We start from the raw sequence: 21,995 nt of genomic DNA on the forward strand, positions 1-21,995 counted from the left end.
TGGGTTTTGCAGTATCATTAAGTCTTCCTGCCACTTAAAATGTCATCTCGCCTGTTTATCATACTTCTCACAAAATCCAAATATAAAATCAATACTCCATGATGATACTATCTTCATGATCTATGAATTTCAGTAAAGCAATATCCAATATCGTCCATAGTTAAAATTTATAAAAAAACAAAAACACCTGATTCCTAATAAGGCAATCAAGTGCTTATGGTAAATTCTATAACATACTCCCGAATATTACTGAACTGGTCCCATAAATTCAGTAATAATAAGAATATGTTCCTTCAGTTTGACTTTTTTTAGATTCTCTACTTTTTCTGCTCCACCTAAACCTAGTAAAGGTGTATAGCCAAAGCATTCATCATACTCTGGTTCTTTATATTTTTCTATTGCTTCTGGATAAGGAAGCCAATCTAATGCCTTCTGTCTAAACGTCTCTTCCTCTAAAAATCTAAGAAACAAGGAATATTTTGAAGCTACCACTTTTGTTTTACCTTTTCGATAGTTAATCATTACAAGATAGGACTCTTGGTTTTCATCCTTTTCAAAAAGTATAACATCACCCATGGATGTACTGAAAATAGGTATTGTTCCTTTGCTTCTTAAATAAGAGTCATTTACTAAAGAGCTAAATTCATCCGGGTTAATTATTTTTAAATACCCATTCATAAATGTACCATACCCATATGTTTTCCATGCTTCAATCAAAGCTTCTGGAAGTATATTTTTATATTTATTAATTGTACACTCCTTTACTTCACTTACTTTCTTAAAATCTTTGAATAAGCTCAAATTACAAACCTCCTCTAATGTGTAAGCTTAACATTTAAATAGGTACTCTTTCGCTGCTCAGGTGTCATTAATTTAGCTAGTTCCCCTATTTGTTCATCCACAATATCGATTCTATATTTCCACTGTGATCCAATTGATGAGTTTATTCTTTTATCTCCCATACCACCAATATTTAGCAGATTACCTCCAGCTATTTGGTCTGGATTGTGAAGTGCTGCTTGCGTTTTCAACCAACTATTTGCTTTATCTCAGCTTCTTCCCAAGACATACCACTTTCAAATAATTCTTCTATTTTTTTATTTAAAGCTTTTTCTCGAGTCGCTTGTTGTGCAGCGTTACCTTCAATTGCACGCCCTTGTTCAATATACTTCTCACGATTTTTTAAATACTCATCAACTGTTAGTTCATTCATACCTTTTTCTGGTCTTTCAATTGTCTTGCAAACTCTTCGAAGTCATGTTTATCATTTCTTTTAAAATTAACTTCAACTTCTTTTATTCTTGGTACATCATCTAAGTGTTTTACATTACCCGTACCCTTAGTAGTCCCCTTCCCTTCCACTTTCCTCAAAGAGGCCGGAACGATTGAATTCATCCGATTTTCTATCGTGACTCTGCTCCACACATTGATAGGAGCTTGATTCGCTGTACTTAGTTGGAAGGACGGATTGGGCATAAAGTTTTGTCTAAAGAAGTGGGTGACTTCTTGGACATATTGTTTTCCACTATTTTTTATGCCATTAGGCCATAGACTGTTCTCTATCTTCCTTCCATCGATCCGTTGGAGCGATTCTGTTGATTTTTGTGAAATGGCTGAACGGATTCCGTTGGCTTTATTTTTACTTTTTTCTCCTTTTAACAGCTTAAGGTATTTTGCTTGGCCGACATATGGGAGGAAGGAAGTGGCTGCACTCTCCGATACATACATAATCCCTTCTTTTTCGGCGGTGTCTGTTATAGACTGCGTCATCGATTCAAGGACGATTACGGGATCGTTTTATAACTACATTTCGAATGCTTTCCAGCTGCTGTTATTATATCTGCTTCGCTCTCTTTCTTCCTGTAAGCCCACCCTGTCTATTTCAAATGCTTCGTCATTCAATTTGGCGCCGCTAATTCCTTCCTCTCTAAAAATATAATCAAGTTCAGGCCTTGTTCTTTACAAAACTCTTAATTTTCATCTTCTTGATATCTCAAGCTATATCTATCTCTTGCCTTACCTTGAGTTGAGACTCGTATATACCCAACAATGTTCAACTTTTCACCCTCCCGTTACATAAATTATAATTTGTGTAACGCTTTTTAACGAATAGCGAGTATTATACGACCCTCTCTAGTAAAAATACAACCCAATTTTTGTCTGCCTGATGCTAAACTAGAAATGCTATTTTAAATATGTACAATAATGCTTGGATAAATATGTACAAATTTGCTTTCATTTTACATACTAGTCTTGAGGTGACTAGTCATGTATATATCATTAAATGTCGATGTTAATTTTGAGATTAATAGTCTTTCAGACTTACCAAAATTCAAACAAATAATGGAGCATATGAAAATGAAAATTAATAAGAGTAAATTGGCTGAAGAACTTGGAGTAGATCGACGAACAGTTGAGAAATATCTAAATGGTTTTGTCCCCAAGAGGACAAGAAAAAAGTCCTCAAAAATTGATGAATATTATGAAGTGATCGCTGCTCTTTTATCTGAGGATTCTAAACAGGTGTTTTATTATCGGCGGGTGCTTTGGCAGTACTTAAAGGATAATCACGGTTTAGACTGTGGTGCTTCGACCTTTCGAGCCTATATCGCTCGAATACCTGAATTTAATGCTTACTTTGTGGAGGACAAACGTATTGCTTCTCCGAAGGGGACGGTTCGCTATGAAACTCCGCCAGGTAAACAAGCTCAATTAGATTGGAAGGAAAATATTCAATATGAAACAAAAGATGGCGAGCAGGTCGAGATCAATGTAGCTGCGCTTATTCTATCTACTTCAAGATTGCGAGTATTCCACTTGAGTATTTCCAAGTCACAAAGTACGCTGTTTTCCTTTCTAACAGAAGCTTTTGAAACGTTTGGCGGTGTTCCTGAGGAACTCCTTACGGATAATATGAAAACAGTGATGGATGAAGCAAGAACGGAACATTATCCGGGTAAAGTGAATGCAAAGTTTGAGCAATTCGCAAAAGACTTTGGCTTTAAAGTGAAAGCCTGTATCGCTGGCAGACCAAGGACAAAGGGAAAAGTCGAAACGACAATGAAATTGTTAGACGAAATTCATGCCTATCAAGGACAATTCTCTTTAGAGGAACTGCATCAATTTATACAAGAGTTAGCCAACAGAGTGAATCACCAGATTCACCAAGGGACAGGAAGAATACCAATGATTGAATATAAAAAAGAAAGGAACCACTTACTCCAGCTACCAACTGATAAAGTAAGAGATTCCTATCGCATTAAGCACACACAAGTAAAAGTCAATGCATCCAACATGATCTCCTACAAATCAAACCAGTATTCCGTACCACCAGAATATCAAGGAAAGAAAGTAGGTTTACAAGTGTATGATAACAACTTATGGATTTATTATAACATGAAACTTATTGCACAGCATCCAATCAGCAAAGCGAAGCTAAATTATCAGGAAGCACATTATAAAGCAGGTTTGGCTGTTTCAGCCCCTTACTATAACTATCCGGAAATCGATGATTTGGCAAAGAAAAATCTAGCAACGATTGGAGAAGTGTATAAATAATGAATCTATCCACTAATTATCAACAATTATTAAGAAACCTAGAGTATCTAAAGCTGAAGCAAATGACTCTACATTTAAATGAAGTAATTGATTTCGGAGTCCAGAACCAGCTGTCATTTATTGATACGTTAATCAAGTTAACCAACTATGAAATTGATGTGCGAGAACAAAATATGACGCAGTCGATGGTAAAGGTGGCTGCATTTCCACATATGAAAGAAATAAAAGATTTTGATTTCACTTTCCAAACCTCAGTCAATCAGCAACAGATTCAAGATTTTCTAACCTTTCGCTTTATTGAAGAGAACGAGAATATTGTTTTCTTAGGACCAAGTGGTGTTGGCAAAACACACTTGGCCACCGCCATAGGGATTGCGGCAGCAAAGAAAAGAACAAGTACCTATTTCATTAAATGCCATGATTTAATTCAGAATTTAAGACGAGCACGATTGGAGAACCGCTTAGAAACTCGTCTAAAACATTATACAAAATATAAACTATTAATCATTGATGAGATTGGTTATTTGCCAATTGATCAAGAAGATGCGAAATTATTTTTCCAACTGATTGACATGCGATATGAAAAGCGCAGTACGATCTTAACAACGAACGTAAACTTTAAGGCATGGGATGAAGTATTTCAGGAGCCTAAGCTGGCAAATGCCATCTTAGATCGCATCTTACACCATGCGAAGGTTGTGACAATGGTGGGAAATTCCTATCGTTTAAAGGATCATTTAGTGCAAGAAAACGAGTGATTTTGTACATCCTTAAACGAGCGAAAATGTACATATTTGTGTTGACATTTATAGCTAAACTAGTAACCTTCTTACGTAACCTACCTTTTATCGCCAAGAGCTTTGTCATTCTCGTTAGTTTTTTAGCCATTCCCTGTAATAACTACCCCTGCCATATAAAATGTCATCTCGCCTAATTATCGTACTTTTCTTACTATCCAAGTATTAAAACGATACTCCTTGATGGTACAACCATCATGAGCTTTCGATTTTCATGTAAATCATTTTCTTTTTGTCTCACTCAAAAATTCTCACTTTCTTTTTATTCACTAGATTTATGTATCTGTATCGTTACCCCTTTATCATTACGAGTTTTGTCATACCATTAGTTTGTGTGTTTTGCAGTATCATAAGTCCTCTTGGAATGTAAAATGTCATCTCGTCTGGTTATCGTGCTTCTCGCAAAATCCAAATATTAAATCAATACTCCATTATGGTACTACCTTCATGAGCTTTGAATTTCAAACTGGTCTCATTCATGTTGTTCTTACTTCACCAAAAACAAAAGCACCTGTCGCCTAAAAGGCAACCAAGTGCTTTATAGTTTACTTTTCTTCAAATTCCTTCATTCTCTCTAATAAATCAAAATCTAGCTGTTCTTTGTTTTGACTTATATATTTATATTCAAAATACTTAATTCTATCTGTTGGACCAAATTCACTTTCATGCCAATTTGTATAATCAAAATGTACGTTTAATTTACCTGTATCATTTAATATTAATGTCACTGAAAACCAAGGTTCTTGGTCATTATCAGTAAAAACTTTTTGGAGTTCAACAGTAAGTTGAAATAATTTATGTAGTTCTTTATTATAAGCCCTCTTATCTACACTATATAATTTTGGAATATAATGTGAAAAAATGTGTTGTTCCTCACCTTTTGGCGTAAAAAAGAAGAAAACTCCTCCTTCTCCTTCCTTAACTTCACCATTAAAATAGAAATTATCCCATTCAGTTGGAATCATATCATTAACCTGTTGTGCAATTTCTTTATATAACTCGTTTAATTCTGTTTCAAAACTCATCAATATCAGCCTCCTGATTTATTTGCAATCTCGTGGATCACTGGAAATTGGCCTTCAATTTCATATTCGACCATAAAGGAATCTGGTCGCATTGAATTATTAGAATAGATCGGTTCAATACTAACAGAGACTTTCTTGGGTGGTAGCTCTTTCAATGCATTGGCCCATTCAGTCTCCATTTCGTACCAAACTCCCCCCCTCCTATTAATTTGACTATTTTGTGGTACAAGATTATCAATATCAGGAGGACCATTAAATTGTGCTCCTATTAAATGTCCGCCATCATCATCTGGTAATCTGTCTCTTCCCCCTACATTTGCCTGAGCGTATTTATTTCCATTAGCCTTTTTCAATACAAGTTCGGGAGCATCTACATTTACAATACGTCCAAGTTCATCGGTAGTATATTTGTAGTTATCATTGGTTACGTACTTAGTATTTGGGAGTAGTTGTTTCTTACCATTTTCACCTTTTATTATGTGCTTTCCAAAATCAATTTCTTTAACTTCGTTGACTATATTACCATTACCCGTACCCTTAGTAGTCCCCTTCCCTTCCACTTTCCTCAAAGAGGCCGGAACGATTGAATCCATCCGATTTTCTATCGTGGCTCTGCTCCACACGTTGATAGGAGCTTGATTCGCTGTACTTAGTTGGAAGGACGGATGGGGCATTAAGGTTTGTCTAAAGAAGTGGGTGACTTCTTGGACATATTGCTTTCCACTATTTTTTATGCCATTAGGCCATAGGCTGTTCTCTTTCTTGCTTCCATCGATTCGTTGGAGCGATTTTGTTGTTTTTTGTGAAATGGCTGAACGGATTTCGTTGGCTTTATTTTTACTTTTTTCTCCTTTTAACAGCTTTAGGTATTTTGCTTGGCCGACATATGGGAGGAAGGAAGTGGCTGCACTCCCCGATACATACATAATCCCTTCTTTTTCGGCGGTGTCTGTTATAGACTGCGCCATCGATTCAAGGACGATTACGGGATCGTTTTATAACTACATTTCGAATGCTTTCCAGCTGTTGTTTATTATATCTGCTTCGCTCTTTTTCTTCCATATCTGTATCGTCAAACAGACTAAATAGAAGGCTGGGGGACCGATACGTTTCCCGAATGACGCGGCTAAGTCTATAGCTTACTCCCCATATAATTTGGGTGAGATTCCCCCAAATATCGTTCCGATCGACTCTCATCATGCTGTTTCTGGAAATAGGGGGAATACCTTCCTTTGCCTTCTTGTTTCTTCCTTTCGTTAATTTAAGGGCAATTTCAAATCGTTGGTATTGATCTAACAATTCCATTAAGCTGTTTACCAAAAAGTCGTTTGGATCTTTTTTATGGATACTGTAAAATGATGTTCAATGCTTTTAATATCACATCCATATTTCTTTAGCTCTCGTTGTATCAACACCTTTACAATGTCTGACCGCCATAATCAGCTTGTGTTCAGCACCACCACATAATTAATTTGGACAGACGAAAGGTGAGCCAACATCTCCTGTAAGCCCACCCTGTCTATTTCAAATGCTTCTTCATTCAGTTTTGCGCCACTTATTCCTTCCTCTCTAAAAATATGTACCAAGTTAAAACCTTGTTCTTCACAATATGTTTTAATTTCATCTTCTGGATATTTCAAGCTATCCCCATCTCTTGCCTGCCTTTGAGTGGAGTCTCGTATATACCCAACAACGTTCAACTTTTCCCCCTCCCGTTACATAAATTTTAATTTTTGTAACGTTTTTTAACGAATAGCGAGTATTATCCGACCGTCTCTAGTAAAAATACAACCATAAGTTAATTTTCTTATACAATAAAACAGCACCTCTTTACGTTACCCATTGGTTATCGCCACGAGCTTTGTCATTGTCATTAGTTTGTTAGCCAATCCATGTCATAACTACCCCTACCATATAAAATGTCATCTCGCCTATTTATCGTACTTTTCTTACTATCCAAGTATTAAAACGATACTCCATCACGGTACAACCATCATGAGCTTTCGATTCTCAAACAAATCATATTCTTATTGTCTCACTCAAAAATCTTCACTTTTTATTATTCACTATCTTTATGTATCCGTATCGATACCATCTTTAGCATTACGAGCATTGTCATTCTCTTTAGTTTAAGTGCTTTGCAGTATCATAAGTATTCCTACCACTTAAAATGTCATCTCGCCTGTTTATCGTACATCTTACAAAATCCAAATATTAAATCAATACTCCATGATGGTACTACCTTCATGAGCTATGAATTTCAGTAAAGAATAATCCAATGTCGTCTAAAGTTAAAATTCTAACAAAAAAACAAAAACACCTGTTGCCTAATAAGGCAATCAAGTGCTTATAGTTAGCTATATAGAGTAATCTATTACTAATCCTAATTTTAAGCTATCGAGCATGTTTAAAATTATTAGTTTTCGCCATTTCCCCTGTAATTTTACTTCAATACATTTTAATTTTCATCTCGACTAATTATTGTACTAATTTCCCATTAAAATATGGTTAAAGATTGTTATGGTATAACAAATAGTATATTTAGATTGCTACATCTTGGTACCCTACTTCATTCACCTGTTCATTCAATAAACGGAGTCCCAACCCATTTTCTATATCCCATGTACAATCAAATGTTATTCCAATATCACGTTCATCATAAATATCCCCATACGGAACAACAATACCAACTAGGTTAATCATTTCAAGTATTTGATCAGTTGTTTCAATTTCCGGGTAATTCTCATTGTGGTCAATATCATAACCCAATTCATGTCGCGTTTGTTTATAATAGTTTAAAATTGGTTGCAATATACTGTATTGTATTTGTTCCCATTTTTGCATCAGTGAGTTATAAGCAATATATTGTTCTTCATCAAACTTACCATCCTCTTCACCTTTTATCATAAGTGCTACCTCTGCTTCTTTTCCACAAAATTCTATAGTAGTGTACCTAGACCAACCATATTCATATTCAAGTTCACCAAAAACTGTATCATTTATTTTCATATTAGAATCACCTTTCTACTATTATTTTTTAGCAAATCCCCCAGGTTCAAACGCGCCTGCATTTATCTCACCTACACCACCAAGATGTCCGAATGTCTTGTTTATCTTTGATGGCACAAGTTGTATAGTTTTGACATCGTTTAATTCATGCCATGTTAATTTATTTCTTTCTCGGTATCTTTCTATATCTCTAGCTTTTATTCCACCAGCTTTCATCCCGAAATTTCGAGCAAGATTTGGGGAACTATTAAGCTGATCTGCTAATTTTTGATCTGCTTGAGCGAAATTAGCTCTTCTAGCATTTGTTCCTCTGTTTCCATTTCCACCTAACATGTAATCAATATCAAATTCGGCTTTTGCAACTGGCGAAAAATCAGGAACAGCATTTTTATATTGTATTCCATCAACACCAGCTTCATTTAATATTTTTTTCAACTGTGGATCCGGTGGTGGTTTAAGTGTACATTTAGATTCCCCTCTTGTTCCTTCAAATCCAACCTTTTGATTAATTAGTGAAGGTGTCTGATTAAGCCTTTCTTCATAAGAACTAGCAAATTCAGTTTGTCTGAAAGCAGCTGGAGTGTCTTTACCCGTACCCTTAGCAGTCCCCTTCCCTTCCACTTTCCTCAAAGAGACCGGAACGATTGAATCCATCCGATTTTCTATTGTGGCTCTGCTCCACACATTGACAGGAACCTGATTCGCTGTACTTAGTTGGAAGGACGGATGGGGCATGAAGGTTTGTCTAAAGAAGTGGGTAACTTCTTGGACATATTGTTTTCCACTATTTTTTATGCCATTAGGCCATAGGCTGTTCTCTTTCTTGCTTCCATCGATTCGTTGGAGCGATTTTGTTGTTTTTTGTGAAATAGCTGAACGGATTTCGTTGGCTTTATTTTTACTTTTTTCTCCTTTTAACAGCTTTAGGTATTTTGCTTGGCCGACATATGGGAGGAAGGAAGTGGCTGCACTCCCCGATACATACATAATCCCTTCTTTTTCGGCGGTGTCTGTTATAGACTGCGCCATCGATTCAAGGACGATTACGGGATCGTATATAATCGCATCGAGTGTTTCTGTAGCACTCTCTATCCTTTTCGTAGAAGCTTTTTTTAGAAAATCCGGCTCTATAGAATCTGGAATGATTCCTGATGCGGCCACGATTCCAGCATCGATAACAAGCGTAATAAGGCCTTTGGCTATCTCATAAATCGCTACTGCGAGACCTTTTACAAAATCCCAAGCTCCCTCTGCTGTTACAGAAATCACATCGCTTACCCTTTCAGAGAAGGTTGTATAGCGATCCTTGACCCGAGAGGCCTTGTTTGCATATTCATCATCTGTGTTTTCATACTTTTTTACTTTTGACTCATAGAGATCCCACAGCTCTTCCATTTTATTTTTTAGCTTGGATTGAACAGATTCCATATCATTTCGAATGCTTTCCAGCTGTTGTTTATTATATCTGCTTCGCTCTTTTTCTTCCGGATCTGTATCGTCAAACAGACTAAATAGAAGGCTGGGGGACCGATATGTTTCCTGAATGGCGCGGCTAAGTCTATAGGTTACTCCCCATTCAATCTGGGTGAGATTTCCCCAAATATCGTTCCGATCGACTCTCATCATGCTGTTTCTGGAAATAGGGCTAATATAGGCCGTTGTATCAGCCACATAGTTTTCAAACAATGTTAATAAATCCTCTATTTGCGTCTGATAGCTTTGGATATTTTTCTTAGATTGCTGCATGAGCTCTTCCCAGGCTTCCAGGCTCTTTCCCGCGTTCCTCTCTGTATAGCCAGCTATCGTATGCAGAGAAGTCTGCATCTGATGAAGAGCCCGCTTATATGTATGAAGCTGTTCAATGATCTGATCCAGAATCCCATAGTTAATTTTTAAGTCCCGTTTCATGACTGGCCGCTCCGAATGTCCTTGCTGATTTCTTCGTCTGCCTTTGTCATTTCTTCCAATATGCTTTTACCGGCTGTATAGACAGCATGCATATTTTTTACTAACTCTTTATTTACATCATTATTCATATGATCCAGAATAGCATCTACTTTATCAATGAAATCAGAATGAAAGTTTTTCAGCTGATTTCTTGTGCCCGTACGAAAGGTGTCTGTGTAACTACTAAACTCATCGATACTGGATTGCAGGGTTTGTAAAGTAGCCTGTAACTCACGGATATCCATCTTTATCTGTGCGGTTCCCAATGGTAAACTCCTCTCTCCTATTTTCTCATCTAAAAGGAACGGATTCAATAGCGACAATCAGTCGATTCAGTTCTATAATCATTTCTTCTATTTTTTCCCGCATCTCTTCTTCCACAGAGGCATTTTCTAAGTCCATTTGCTCAAAATTTTTCTGTATGCCCTCTTTGGCATCTTCCAAAAAAGAGATCATATTTGATACTAAGCTAGAGGAAAAGCTTGACGTATAGTTTGCCATTATCCTTCACCAGCTCTTTCCATTTCCACTTGTAACGATTGCATGTCCTGTGCGGAAAACTCAATCGATGTCATCTTTTTTTCTACAACTAGCTCTTCTTTCATAAGCAGTTCAAATGCTTCTTCCATCTCATCTTTAAAACCCATATGTATGACATTTGTAATCAAAGGCTCTGTGAAATAAAGGATGGCATCTTTCTTCATTTCTCCTACAGGATAAACCACACCGCCGTACGGAAAAAACGTTTGATAACCTGTTGGAACGGTATAACGCTTGGTGATGACAATTTTGGCTGCTGAAGAAGTTTGCTGTTCTGGCAGAAAGTAAAGCGGATTCAGTTCCACAACTGACCCTAATGGCAGCACTTCTCTCATTATTTCTATGCAGGAAGTAACGAAGGGGAAGAAAAGATTGTCCTGTAAACGATAATGGGACTGTCTAAACTGAATCACATGCTCCTTATCCTCTTTTCTATAATAAATGATTTCCTGGTTAGTGCTCTTTATATCATAGGAATGGAGCCCTTGCTTATAAGCAAAATAGAGTTCCCGAAAGACGAGCTCGTCCTCCAAATATAAGTCAGCAAACGCATGGATTGCCGCACGATATTTCCCCTTTGATTCATCGGATAAAGAATCCATGAGCTGAGCTATTTTTTTCATTGCCAACGCCTTTAACTGTTTTCTATCATTCAAATGGCTCCCTCCCTGCCATGTAAATATTTTACATACATATATTATAAATGAGGGAATTGGAAATGATAAGGTTAAAAATAGCTAAATACCAAAGACCTACTTATATTCCTTTATTTTCCTAAATACCCCTTCATTCAAATGCTGTCTACTAATAATTTTGAAGCCGGAAAGACTGACTCAATCAAAGGCTAATTTTGCTTTTTCCTACTAAATTTTCTAAATCAGATTCTATCCTCCTTAGTATATTTTTTGAAATCCCTGCAATCCTTGACCCTTATAAGGATGAGATGGATTTATTATTTTATTGCTTTTAAAACATATTAGCTCTGTTCTTTGGTAAAATATAGAATAGTTCAAAAATAAATTAGAGGATTTTTTTATGATAAATGTGATGAAAGGTTTTTTCGCGAGCTTTTTTTGTTATCTATTTCTTTATGCTATCTTATTTTTAATAGAAAATAAGATAGATGAACTTTTTGAAGCTCTTATTTTTCAGTCTATTAGTGGATTTTTCATTATTTTAATCCAGGCCATCATAATGGAGCTTTGTTTTAAAATAGAAGGATATAACCGATTGTTTGCCATAATGATAGGATTTATATACGGTGTTGCCATTTCTATTATATTTTCTGGAACACTTGATACGGAAATCTCCGTTCATTTATGGATTGGTTTTATTGGGAGTATTTGCAGTTTTATCTATGCGATTACTCGAAATGATTTCTAAATGAGGGCTGCCTACAGCGTTCTAAGAGAGATACATAAGGGCATTGCTTTACCGACAGCAAAAGATTATGATATGCAACAGCGGCAATTTGAAAATTTCATCCTTTTTTTAGAAAATGAAGGATTTATTGAAAGAGTACTAAGAATCGATCCCTTTTTCTCCATAAAACCAGCTAGATTAACGAAAAAGGGACAAGCCTTTTTGGAAAAATACAATTACTTAGAGGAAACTTATCCAGATAAACAAAATATGATGAAATGGATCCGAGTAGGAAAAGAAGTGTACTCGAATGAAGCTAATGAGGAAAACTAAAATCAATTAATAATAGCTCCAAGACTTCATTCCCATCAAGGAGCTATCTGTTTACGCTTTTTATTTCTCATTATTATTTAAGCTGGTTTTTTTCCCCTTAACCAGCTTCAAAGTTGCCACAATAAGAAAGCTAACTATCACCAATAATAGCCATGAACTCACTTTCCCAACATGAACAAGGCTCCAAGCATCTTTTTGATTGGGATATTCCCATGCACTAAAATAAGTTGCAATGTTTTCCGCTATCCAAATAAAAAATCCAATCAGTACAAAAGAGAGTGCTAGCGGCATTCGATATCTAATACCATTTACCTTGTATAATACCCATGATTTCCAAAACACGATTAGGACCAATCCAGATAAATACCAACGAATATCTATCCAAAAATGATGGGTGAAAAAGTTCAAATATATAGCAGCAGCAAGTGGCACAACAACTAAAAAAGATGGCCAATTTACTAGCTCTACCTTTAACCTCCGCCATGCCTGACATAAAAAACTCGCAACACTTGCGTACATAAAGCCACTAAAGAGAGGGACGCCAAAAATTTTTGTAATGCCCGCTTCTGGATAAGACCATGAACCCATATGAACCTTGAAAAGCTCAAGGGCAAGTCCAATCAAATGGAAAACGGTTATAACCTTTAACTCATCAATCGTTTCCAAACCAGTACGGACCATCACCCACTGCATAAAAAGACAGATAAGAAGCAGCCAATCGTATCTTGGTAACAAGGGAAGTTCTATCATTTTTGTCATTGCCAGTGACGCAAAAATAGCTAAAGGAAAAACACAAGCTAAAGCTTGTTGCCATCCGAAACAAATAAGCTGCTTTAATGCTCTTATCACTAGATTTCCTCTTCGTTTCTATATTCCAGTATATCGCCTGGCTGGCAATCCAATGCTTTGCATATTGCCTCTAATGTTGAAATACGGATTGCTTTTGCCTTTCCATTTTTCAAAATAGAAAGATTAGCCATTGTTATTCCAACCTTTTCCGATAATTCTGTTACACTCATTTTTCTTTTTGCTAACATTACATCAATATTTATTATAATTGCCATTTATATCACCTCAGACGATTAAGTCGTTTTCTGATTTTATATCAATTGCCTCTTTTAATAGCTTTTGAAGTACTGCAGCAAAAACGGCAATGACCATCGAAGCAAAAATCAGAACAAGTCCAATTAAAATAATTCCTGGCGCATCATCCCTTTCTGCTAAGAGGTAAAATAACGGCAATCCCACCACAAAAATCGCGCTTATAGAAATGGCACAGTTTTTTATTTTCTTTAGTGCATTAACGGACAACTCCGAAAATGCTTCATTCTTATCAATATAGTTTAACAGTTTAAATGCTTGATATAATGCGAAGTAGAAGGGAAATGCTGCTGCATAAAAATCAAGCATTATCAAATATTTTAAATAAGCATCATTAGGATACAACTCAGCAGCAAAATTTCCGATTTCTGGTACTAAAAAGATACATAAGGCCAGAATAGGTACGCCAATAAGAATAACAGCAATCTTTAAAAAGAGCGTTGATACTTGTTTCATCAAAAACACCTCACTATTTTATTTCTATTTGAATTTATCATACGATTTATCGATTTACAATAAATTTTTATTATTAATTATTTATTTTTTATTGTTTATAATAAAAAAGAGTAAAATAAAAAGTACCTCTTATAAAAAGAAATACTTTAACAATAAAATTATTTATCAATAAACTATCCTGTTACAAACATAAAGTCTTGTACAAATACGGAAACGGCCTTTAAATCAATCCGCTGGTTTTTATACAATGCTTCTGCCTTCTTCAGTTCTTTCTTTACTTCAGGAGAAATTCTTTCTGCTTCTTTTAACGAAATGTCTCCAATTAACAAATCAATTGCTATTTTTCGGATGTTTTCTTCGCGAGACTGATGCAATATGTAGGAAATACAACTAATTTGATCCATTCTTACACCTCTCTAAACATATTTTTATGAATAATTCTATGTTTAGACAGAAAATTCCTTCTTTTTCAAATAAAACAAAAAAGACAGTTCTCAGCTTCCTTTCAGAAACATTAATACTGTCCCTATGCGACTATTTTTTGCCGGCAAATTTATGTGATCCATCACAATTAGGCATTTTTTGGGAAAGGCCACAAATACAGTCATTTAATCCCTTGCCATTTAGGATTCTCTCCATTGCTTTTTCAATCCTTGTTACTTTTGTTTTTGCTTGCTTTGGCTGGGAAAAATGAAGAATGTATGCTCTTTGGCGTCCTGGTGTCAATCCTTCAAAAGCTGTTTTTAATGCTGGTATTTCTTCAAATTTCATTTCAAGTTCTTCAGGAATACTGAATTCTTTATGCTCTTTTATCGTCACTTCCAAACCGGATTTTTCCACTTCAATTGCTTCAAGAATATATTCTTTTATGACAGATTCCATTTTCACTATTTCTTGTAAATTCTTAAAGCGGATTTGCCGTGCTGCCTGGACATTTTCTGTTTGTTGGACTAGAATTCCTTGAGGATCCTTTAAGAGAGCACCTTTATGAAATAACAGGGCACAATACTCTTTAAATCCATGAATAAGCACAATGTTTTTATTTTTATAAGTGTAGCATGGATGCATCCATTTAAATTCTTCGGTCAGTTCTTCGCACTCAAGAGCAAGCTGTCTTAGCTTCACATATTCTTCCTGCCATTTGCTATCTTTGCTTAAATATTCTTCCACCTGAGGATTTAATTTTCTATTTGTCATACGAGTACACCCTTCTATTATTACTCTTTTCTCCAAAATGTCTTACAATTTGCTTTATCAGTAATATTAAAGTCAATCATTTTTTCTAATAAAGAAAAATCAACGGGATTGTCCCACTTTATTCGTACGAGCTGCTTCGTATGATCATAGCCAGCTTGCACAATTGCTTCTGAAAATTGGATGATTCCCGCTCGTTCAGGTGCAACTGCCAAATGCTGCTTTGCAATACTAAAGCCAATTATGAATGTTTCATGATCTGTAAACATCGGCTGATTCCAAGCCATTTTCGGAACTAAATTGGGGAATTTCTTCATTACCCACTGTAAAACCTCTTCTGTTCGAGACCGATGCTCTGGATTATCAATCCCTGCTAAAAAATCTGCAAATACTTCCATATTTATCCTCCAACATACATTCTATTGCCACTTAATGTTATTTTGATTCTGAGTCTATCATATCGTATATTCATTTGTTATTCTAGCTACAAAGAAGGTTAAGATTCAACACTTTTGCTATAGTTATAAGTTCTTTATACTTATTGTCTTAGCTATTATCCTTAAAAATATACTACACTTAATCCAACATAAATTAACATAGAAATGATAATAAACACTGAAAAGAATAGCCCCTTGCCAAAGCTAGACCAGTTTTTCATCCATCCCCATCTGCTTTTATTTCTATCAAGCCAAAAACAATCTGTAAGAACAACCAATCCTATTATTATCATTAAGACAATCGGATTCTTCTTCTCCCTCCCTTATGATCATTATATGAAAAGTTATTCTATTTTAATCTTGCTCTAAAAGTTCTTTACCGATTAGCTAAAATTCTCTTTTTTCTTCTATAAATTTTGTTATATTAAAAGAACAGTAAAATTCAATAAGTAATATACAAACACAAGGAGACACTTTGATGAAGGAAATTATATTTGTAACAACCAACAAAGGAAAAATTGCATCTGCTGAAAAGGAATTAAAAAATATAAAAGTGACTCCTATACAGGAAGAGTTAAGCGAGCCACGTACTGACGATATTAAAGAGATTGCTAAACAAAAAGTCTTGCAAGCATATGAAATCGTTAAGAGACCATGCGTTGCTTTAGATTCTGGTTTTTTCATCGAAGAATTAAACGGTTTTCCTAGAGCATATGTAAACCATATGTTAGATACTATCGGTATTACTGGTATATTGAAATTACTAAAAGAGGAAAATAACCGTGCTTGCGAATTTAGATCTTGTTTGGCCTATTATGATGGTGAACAAATAACCTACTTTGAGAGCAAATCACAAGGAACGATAGCTGAAGAAATAAGAGGTTTAGATAATGATAAAAAATGGTCTGATCTCTGGTATATTTTCATTCCCAAACATTTTAATAAAACACTTGCTGAATTTACGGAAGATGATTTCCATATATATGAAGAAAAGAAAGAAGAGTCCTGTATTCGTAAATTTGGAAAATGGTTTGAAGCGTTGTGATAGAGAAAATCTAATAAAAGCGGTGCAAGAACATACTTAAACACAATATGTTCTTGCACCGAAAAAGCAAACAAGGAATGCTTGGATTCTATTATCTTCATAATCTTAGTTTATTTTATTATTTAACAAATGAACATATAAATTGTTTATAGCAAATCCTTATTTTTGTTATAAGAACGTTTTAAAGAAATGTAGTTAACGAAAAACCATAGCAAACCTGCGAACACTATTAACACAATTGTTTCCATCCATTCATTTATGTTGGCTGGAAAACTTGAAAAAATAGCATAAAACAAGAAAAATAAAATGACAAAACTACTTGTTTTCATCACAATACTTCTTAATTCTTTCTTATAAGAATCTTCTGTTGCAATATCTGCATACTCAATGCCAGATAGTATATACCGCCCTAACACATAAAGGAGAAATATAGCAATAGGTAGTAATAGAGATGTTTTAGCATCTAAATTAACATAGTTATTCAGTATAAGCATTCCTGCAAGGATAAGCAAAAGGATTATTGCTCCTTCTGAAAAAAAGTACAAAATCCTTTTTTCCTTATATTCATCATTAGGTAATAAAAAAGATATCCAAGATCTCATGACAACTCGACCTCCCAAAATAAATCATCTAATGTTGTATTTAATTCTTTAGCAATAGCAATACATAAATTCAAACTAGGATTGTATTCTCCTTTTTCAATCAAACCGATAGTCTGCCTAGTAGCATTCACTCGTTTTGCAAGCTGTTCTTGTGTTAAACCTTTTTCTATTCTTGCTAGTTTCATTTTACTTGCCATATACTCACCTACACAATGAAATATATATTTAACAATATGTAAGATTTATCTTACATTATATATTTATAAAATGCAAGATAAATCTTACATAAAGGATCTTTTATTCGTAAAACTAGAAGAAGAACAGACCAAATCCTATGCAATTTGGTCTAGTTTATTAGTATTCCATTTTTTATCATTCGCCCTTAAGACGGAACAAATTTATTTTTTTAGTGGAACTTCAATTTCTAAATCTGTTAATATTTGAGGAGCTTCTTCTTGCATATATTCAATCGTTAGTCCTTGTCTGGGGATATTTATAAATTCTTCTTCGATAATGTAATAATCCTTTTCTTTAAAGGTTATGGATGTACTTGCTCCATAATATACTTTTCCCATACGATCCTTTAATGAAAAATGATTTGGATTTAGAAAAGGAAAGCGGCTATTTAATTCATACATTAATTTCATTACATTTCCCGTATACTTAACGCCAATAATATTGATTTTCCCCAAATCGCCTAAATCTAATTTAGTCCCCTTCCCTCTAAATGGTATTTCGATTAGATTATTAGTCTGATTAAGATTAGCAATCATTGGTTGAATGGTCACTGAATCTGTATTTTTTTCATCCAACCCTTCAAATGATTCCTGAATAGAGTTCATTACTTCTATATCGGTCTTTTTCGTGCCTTCTATAAAACCATCTAAATAAGGTACTACTTCTCCTTCATTTGTGATTAATTGAAACATTAGCATTTTATCGTTATTTTTTTGCACTGGACGTTTAAAGCTCATATTAACAACTGTAGTGATTGGTGTTCTTTTTATCTCCTTCACAGTAAATTCACTCTCATTGTTTTGTCTCGTAATCATCGGAGCAATCGTTTTTACGTTTTCCGTTTTGCTAAGTTTAAATTCAAATTGAAAGATCTCATACTTTCCGTTTATTACTACTGCATAATAGGGATGAACTTCAATTTCCTTTGGTAATTCCTCATTTTGCAAAAAATTTACTGTTCCAATCCCGGCTACTTTATTGGCAGTCACCTTTTCATAGTTCTCAGCATCTGTTGACTTACCTATAGCTGCTCTTGCTTCTTCCTTAAAAGAAATATTAAAATTATCAATCTGATACTCACTTATTGGCTCCTTCGATTCCACTACATAACTAAAGGAGATTCTTTCCCCATCATAAATTGCTTCCTCTATCGTCATTTCAACGTCATTACTTTTTGAAGTGGCTACAATATTTGATACTAATTCGCTGTCCTTCCCTTTCTGTAATCCACCATCCCCATATGCTTTGAAAATTGAATCGATAAAAGGGAGAGAGGAAAGTGTGTTTGCAAGAGTTGGAGACAATTTTGAAAAAGTCAGCAGCATCGAGATAAATAAACAAAACGTAATAGTTGCTACGACATGCTTTTTATATAAAACAAGTATATTAGGATGCGAGACATTCTCTTCCTTCAACTTTTTCACTTCGAATATAACTTTCTGTCGATCACTTTCAGAAAAGTTTACATCTTCCATAACATTTCCTAGTGTCTCTTTTATAAATTTGGAATCATTCTTCATCTGAATTCCTCCTTATGTAGAAATGGCAATAGATTTTTTCTACCTCTTCTCAGTCTCGTTTTCGCAGTATTCTTAGAAATTTGAAGAATATCTGCAATTTCATTTATATCTAGCTCTTCATAGTAGTATAAAAGGATTACTTCAGCGTATTTTGGCGGAAGTCTTAAAATTATATTTTTTAGCTCTGCTTGTATCGTTTGATTCATTACTACGTCTTCTGGTGACGGTATAGTGGCGCTCTTATGATTTATATCTTTCTTAAATAAGCTAAACCGCCTCGCATAGGCACTTTTTATATGATCCTTACACTTATTGATTGTAATTCGGTAAAGCCATGTCTTTAATTTTGCTTCTCCTTTAAACGTCTTTAAATGGGTATAACACTTAATAAAAACAGTTTGCACAATATCTTTTGCCGTTTCCATATCTTTTACATATGTATAAGCTAACCTTGTCAGTTCATCACCATACAAAATCATAATTTCTTCTAACAGCTCTTCTAATTCATTTTCTTCTAGCTCTCTTAATAATGAATGTTCTAGTCTTTTAGAAATCACTTCTTCCCCCCCCTTATAGATTCGCTAGTTAGACGATATAGTTATACCGTAGGATTCACTTTTTAAGGGTAATAAGTTTTCTTCCGTAATGATAATTACTCTTTATTCCTCTCCATCATAATTACTTGATAAATAAAAAAGCTAAATTCAGTTAAGAATTCAGCCAATCATTTTGCATCTGAATATTTTGTATTCAATAACAAGATTTTTCTTTAAACATAGCAAATTACTCCTGTTAAGAAGGATTCATCGATAAAATAAATATTAGGTAAAATAAAAACTTCACTAACAATGGAAACGCCTCGAATATCATATAACATGCTCCTATCCTATTCGATTATCTAATATATAATATGAAGCGACTTCTTTTTTTGTAAGCGTTATCTTTATGATAATAAAAAAAACTCTCAAACAGAGAGTCACCTTAACTAACTTTATAAAACTTATCAATCTTACCAGCCAATATTCTTAGAAAGTCATTAATGGTCATATTTTCAATTTTTTTAGAATACCATGACAATTTATTCCCCATGTCTTCTCCATCATAATTAACATTTAATGGAACATACCCTTTTGTTTTGGAAGCTAAAGTATGATCGAAGGCAATGATTAATACTTTCCCCTCAGGCGTTTCTAACTTCACTTTATACCTTGGAAATTTGTAATCTGTGCTATACTTTACACCTTTAATCTTAGCCTTTGTTTTCATACATTCTCCTTTTCGAGTGTGTCTATTACTATTATAGCTTAAATGGAGATAATTAGACATCTTTAATTGGGATAATGGAAACAATGGGTATATATTCATCACAAAACAACAAATATTTCTACCTATCTTACACCTTTTTCCCGTAAGTTATTATTCAGTGTCCGCTATTACCTCTACAGAGCCCTCCTCACTGTAATGGATGATATTCACAATTTTGTAATAAGCTTTTTCAATGACAATTGTTTCTCCAATGGAGGGAGGAATTTGATAAATAACTTGCTTTGATTGCCAGCCCTTTACTTTATGCTGATATAAAGTATTTAGTCTCACCATGTGTTATCGCCTCTTTCTAAGAATGATCCAACAACTAGTAGCTATATGAATATGTATGCATTTCTAAATTTGTCCTTTCCTTTTAAATAAAAAAACTGAAGCCGGTTTATGACTTCAGTTAAGAAAGAGCGCATTCCATAAAAAAAGCTCCATAAATATTCACAAAATCTCTCTCTCTATCCAGTGTTTGGGTCTTTCAAAATAGTTTGGTATTTTAGTATGAACATCGCCAATAGCGGAATTAATTTGCGATTGTGTAAGGAAGAGCGCAGCTTCCAGGTTTGCTGCCCTTAAGTCAGCGTCTCGTAGATCTGCACCAATAAAATCAGCTCCTCGCAAATCACTATTCCTTAGATTAGCAGCAATCATGAGCTTCCCTCGAAAATTTTCCCCTTGTAAATCTAATCCTTTTAAATTAGCCCCTATAAAGTCCGATTTATTTTTTAATCTCTTTCTCCCTTTATTCATCCAACTCTCTCTATACTTTATGCTTGAATCAATTAAGAGCTCGTTAACTTTCCTTCGATGAGAATTAAGATCAATTGTTAAAATCTCTTTCGGTGTTCTCTCGGTTAGTTCAACGGTTTCATCATAAATACGTTGAAGTTTGTCATGAAAAGAAGAAGTTTCCTTTAACGTAAGTGCTTGATTTAGATACCAGAGCATTTCATGTAGTTGTTGAACAAGCGGAAAGATAAGGAACATTTCTTCTGCATGCTTGCCCCTCCGCCAGTCCTCCCCCTTGTAAATGGTTTGAGATACATGCTGCCCCGCACCGAAGCATTCATATGATACACAACCGCGGAATCCTGTTTTTCTCAATTTATCATGGATGGAACAAGCATTGTCTGAACATAAATTTCTGCATGGCATTCCACTCTCTTTATCAAAGGGAAAATCTGCTGATTCTCCATATGGCAATGCTACACAACATAATCCAAAGCAATTTTGACAATCTGACTTTAACGCATTAATCATTTCCAAAACTCCTAGTAATTATTTATAAGCTTCTCGGTGAATCAGACATACTATTTACTAAAATAATATAAATAAGAATGGATATTGGTATAGTAATTATAAAGATTAAGCGAATACCTAATGGCGTAATACCAAGAAATTCACCTATCCCCCCACAAACGCCATAAATCGCTTTATTATTTTGGGATTTCCTCATTTTGCGATTCATCCTAACCCTCCCATTTCATCAAATAAGCATGTGAAATTTCATTATCC

General features: G+C 34.7%; 27 protein-coding genes and 2 pseudogenes. 5 read left to right on the forward strand and 24 right to left on the reverse strand.

The genetic code is table 11. From position 1 onward, the window contains the following. Positions 1 to 246: 246 nt before the first annotated feature. Positions 247 to 801 (reverse strand): T6SS immunity protein Tdi1 domain-containing protein, encoded by a 555-nt coding sequence (locus tag MHH96_RS18700; protein WP_095257191.1) that lies wholly within the window; start codon positions 799 to 801, stop codon positions 247 to 249. A 14-nt stretch (positions 802 to 815) separates the two neighbouring features. Continuing rightward, a pseudogene (locus tag MHH96_RS18705) lies at positions 816 to 1,395 on the reverse strand (polymorphic toxin type 15 domain-containing protein). Between the two features lie 873 nt (positions 1,396 to 2,268). Here MHH96_RS18705 and istA point away from each other — a divergent pair. Then, entirely contained in the window at positions 2,269 to 3,558 is a 1,290-nt protein-coding gene (istA, locus tag MHH96_RS18710; RefSeq protein ID WP_061801336.1) for an IS21 family transposase, read from the forward strand. Continuing rightward, positions 3,558 to 4,316 (forward strand): IS21-like element helper ATPase IstB, encoded by a 759-nt coding sequence (istB, locus tag MHH96_RS18715; RefSeq protein WP_061801337.1) that lies wholly within the window; start codon positions 3,558 to 3,560, stop codon positions 4,314 to 4,316. Before istA ends, istB begins: the two co-directional genes overlap by 1 nt. A 584-nt stretch (positions 4,317 to 4,900) precedes the next feature. Here istB and MHH96_RS18720 read toward each other — a convergent pair. From MHH96_RS18720 to MHH96_RS18755, 8 genes and pseudogenes are all read right to left on the reverse strand, one after another. Beyond that, positions 4,901 to 5,380 (reverse strand): immunity protein YezG family protein, encoded by a 480-nt coding sequence (locus MHH96_RS18720; protein ID WP_093726036.1) that lies wholly within the window; start codon positions 5,378 to 5,380, stop codon positions 4,901 to 4,903. A gap of 5 nt (positions 5,381 to 5,385) precedes the next feature. After that, positions 5,386 to 6,306 carry a DNA/RNA non-specific endonuclease gene (locus MHH96_RS18725; RefSeq protein ID WP_341117850.1) on the reverse strand — a complete coding sequence of 307 codons (921 nt, stop codon included), beginning with the start codon at positions 6,304 to 6,306 and terminating at the stop codon, positions 5,386 to 5,388. A 298-nt stretch (positions 6,307 to 6,604) separates the two neighbouring features. After that, positions 6,605 to 7,080: pseudogene (locus MHH96_RS18730) on the reverse strand (recombinase family protein); the annotation flags it as partial. An 841-nt stretch (positions 7,081 to 7,921) separates the two neighbouring features. Next, on the reverse strand, positions 7,922 to 8,389 hold the full coding sequence (locus MHH96_RS18735) for a DUF6985 domain-containing protein (RefSeq protein ID WP_095322245.1): 468 nt from the start codon (positions 8,387 to 8,389) through the stop codon (positions 7,922 to 7,924). A gap of 21 nt (positions 8,390 to 8,410) precedes the next feature. After that, entirely contained in the window at positions 8,411 to 9,043 is a 633-nt protein-coding gene (locus MHH96_RS18740; RefSeq protein WP_341118136.1) for an HNH endonuclease, read from the reverse strand. Positions 9,044 to 10,293: 1,250 nt separating this feature from the next. Beyond that, positions 10,294 to 10,602: a hypothetical protein gene (locus MHH96_RS18745; RefSeq protein ID WP_047940544.1), complete on the reverse strand. Its 309-nt coding sequence runs from the start codon at positions 10,600 to 10,602 to the stop codon at positions 10,294 to 10,296. A 25-nt stretch (positions 10,603 to 10,627) separates the two neighbouring features. Further along, complete coding sequence (locus MHH96_RS18750) at positions 10,628 to 10,837, reverse strand: hypothetical protein (RefSeq protein WP_047940543.1); 210 nt, start codon at positions 10,835 to 10,837, stop codon at positions 10,628 to 10,630. Further along, the gene (locus tag MHH96_RS18755; protein WP_341117852.1) at positions 10,837 to 11,532 is read right to left on the reverse strand and encodes a DUF4176 domain-containing protein; all 696 of its coding nucleotides are present in this window, start codon (positions 11,530 to 11,532) and stop codon (positions 10,837 to 10,839) included. Before MHH96_RS18755 ends, MHH96_RS18750 begins: the two co-directional genes overlap by 1 nt. Before the next feature lie 379 nt (positions 11,533 to 11,911). Between MHH96_RS18755 and MHH96_RS18760 the strand changes: the two genes are divergently transcribed. Both MHH96_RS18760 and MHH96_RS18765 read left to right on the forward strand, forming a co-directional pair. Further along, a complete protein-coding gene (locus MHH96_RS18760; protein WP_144581695.1) occupies positions 11,912 to 12,259 on the forward strand; it encodes a hypothetical protein in 348 nt (115 codons plus the stop codon). Next, the gene (locus tag MHH96_RS18765) at positions 12,260 to 12,571 is read left to right on the forward strand and encodes a hypothetical protein (protein ID WP_336045413.1); all 312 of its coding nucleotides are present in this window, start codon (positions 12,260 to 12,262) and stop codon (positions 12,569 to 12,571) included. A gap of 60 nt (positions 12,572 to 12,631) precedes the next feature. Here the strand turns inward: MHH96_RS18765 and MHH96_RS18770 are convergent, their stop codons facing one another. The 6 genes from MHH96_RS18770 to MHH96_RS18795 form a co-directional block, all read right to left on the reverse strand. After that, complete coding sequence (locus MHH96_RS18770; RefSeq protein WP_251689015.1) at positions 12,632 to 13,417, reverse strand: DUF817 domain-containing protein; 786 nt, start codon at positions 13,415 to 13,417, stop codon at positions 12,632 to 12,634. Positions 13,418 to 13,419: 2 nt separating this feature from the next. After that, on the reverse strand, positions 13,420 to 13,635 hold the full coding sequence (locus tag MHH96_RS18775; RefSeq protein ID WP_047940541.1) for a helix-turn-helix domain-containing protein: 216 nt from the start codon (positions 13,633 to 13,635) through the stop codon (positions 13,420 to 13,422). A 10-nt stretch (positions 13,636 to 13,645) separates the two neighbouring features. Then, positions 13,646 to 14,128, reverse strand: coding sequence for a DUF2975 domain-containing protein (locus MHH96_RS18780; RefSeq protein ID WP_095322248.1), 483 nt, complete (start codon positions 14,126 to 14,128; stop codon positions 13,646 to 13,648). 173 nt (positions 14,129 to 14,301) lie between these two features. Next, entirely contained in the window at positions 14,302 to 14,532 is a 231-nt protein-coding gene (locus tag MHH96_RS18785; RefSeq protein ID WP_047940539.1) for a hypothetical protein, read from the reverse strand. Between the two features lie 130 nt (positions 14,533 to 14,662). Beyond that, the gene (locus MHH96_RS18790; protein ID WP_095259034.1) at positions 14,663 to 15,325 is read right to left on the reverse strand and encodes a DUF1801 domain-containing protein; all 663 of its coding nucleotides are present in this window, start codon (positions 15,323 to 15,325) and stop codon (positions 14,663 to 14,665) included. 20 nt (positions 15,326 to 15,345) lie between these two features. Continuing rightward, a complete protein-coding gene (locus MHH96_RS18795) occupies positions 15,346 to 15,720 on the reverse strand; it encodes an iron chaperone (protein WP_095320668.1) in 375 nt (124 codons plus the stop codon). 517 nt (positions 15,721 to 16,237) lie between these two features. Between MHH96_RS18795 and MHH96_RS18800 the strand changes: the two genes are divergently transcribed. Further along, positions 16,238 to 16,804: a non-canonical purine NTP pyrophosphatase gene (locus MHH96_RS18800; protein ID WP_047940537.1), complete on the forward strand. Its 567-nt coding sequence runs from the start codon at positions 16,238 to 16,240 to the stop codon at positions 16,802 to 16,804. A gap of 146 nt (positions 16,805 to 16,950) precedes the next feature. Here the strand turns inward: MHH96_RS18800 and MHH96_RS18805 are convergent, their stop codons facing one another. From MHH96_RS18805 to MHH96_RS18840, 8 genes are all read right to left on the reverse strand, one after another. Next, the gene (locus tag MHH96_RS18805; protein WP_047940536.1) at positions 16,951 to 17,406 is read right to left on the reverse strand and encodes a hypothetical protein; all 456 of its coding nucleotides are present in this window, start codon (positions 17,404 to 17,406) and stop codon (positions 16,951 to 16,953) included. Continuing rightward, on the reverse strand, positions 17,403 to 17,603 hold the full coding sequence (locus MHH96_RS18810) for a helix-turn-helix transcriptional regulator (RefSeq protein ID WP_047940535.1): 201 nt from the start codon (positions 17,601 to 17,603) through the stop codon (positions 17,403 to 17,405). Before MHH96_RS18810 ends, MHH96_RS18805 begins: the two co-directional genes overlap by 4 nt. A gap of 201 nt (positions 17,604 to 17,804) precedes the next feature. After that, positions 17,805 to 19,163, reverse strand: coding sequence for a DUF4179 domain-containing protein (locus MHH96_RS18815; protein WP_336045518.1), 1,359 nt, complete (start codon positions 19,161 to 19,163; stop codon positions 17,805 to 17,807). Further along, the gene (locus MHH96_RS18820; RefSeq protein ID WP_336045517.1) at positions 19,160 to 19,720 is read right to left on the reverse strand and encodes a sigma-70 family RNA polymerase sigma factor; all 561 of its coding nucleotides are present in this window, start codon (positions 19,718 to 19,720) and stop codon (positions 19,160 to 19,162) included. Before MHH96_RS18820 ends, MHH96_RS18815 begins: the two co-directional genes overlap by 4 nt. 424 nt (positions 19,721 to 20,144) lie before the next feature. After that, entirely contained in the window at positions 20,145 to 20,429 is a 285-nt protein-coding gene (locus MHH96_RS18825; protein WP_047940534.1) for a hypothetical protein, read from the reverse strand. A 150-nt stretch (positions 20,430 to 20,579) separates the two neighbouring features. Continuing rightward, positions 20,580 to 20,762: a hypothetical protein gene (locus tag MHH96_RS18830; RefSeq protein ID WP_047940533.1), complete on the reverse strand. Its 183-nt coding sequence runs from the start codon at positions 20,760 to 20,762 to the stop codon at positions 20,580 to 20,582. Between the two features lie 159 nt (positions 20,763 to 20,921). Beyond that, positions 20,922 to 21,740 carry a pentapeptide repeat-containing protein gene (locus MHH96_RS18835; RefSeq protein WP_341117856.1) on the reverse strand — a complete coding sequence of 273 codons (819 nt, stop codon included), beginning with the start codon at positions 21,738 to 21,740 and terminating at the stop codon, positions 20,922 to 20,924. Between the two features lie 22 nt (positions 21,741 to 21,762). Beyond that, positions 21,763 to 21,948 carry a PspC domain-containing protein gene (locus MHH96_RS18840; protein ID WP_061796326.1) on the reverse strand — a complete coding sequence of 62 codons (186 nt, stop codon included), beginning with the start codon at positions 21,946 to 21,948 and terminating at the stop codon, positions 21,763 to 21,765. Positions 21,949 to 21,995 lie beyond the last annotated feature (47 nt).

Origin of the sequence: Niallia sp. FSL K6-0212, assembly GCF_038007605.1 — a bacterium.
In the GTDB taxonomy this organism is placed as follows: domain Bacteria; phylum Bacillota; class Bacilli; order Bacillales; family Cytobacillaceae; genus Niallia; species Niallia circulans.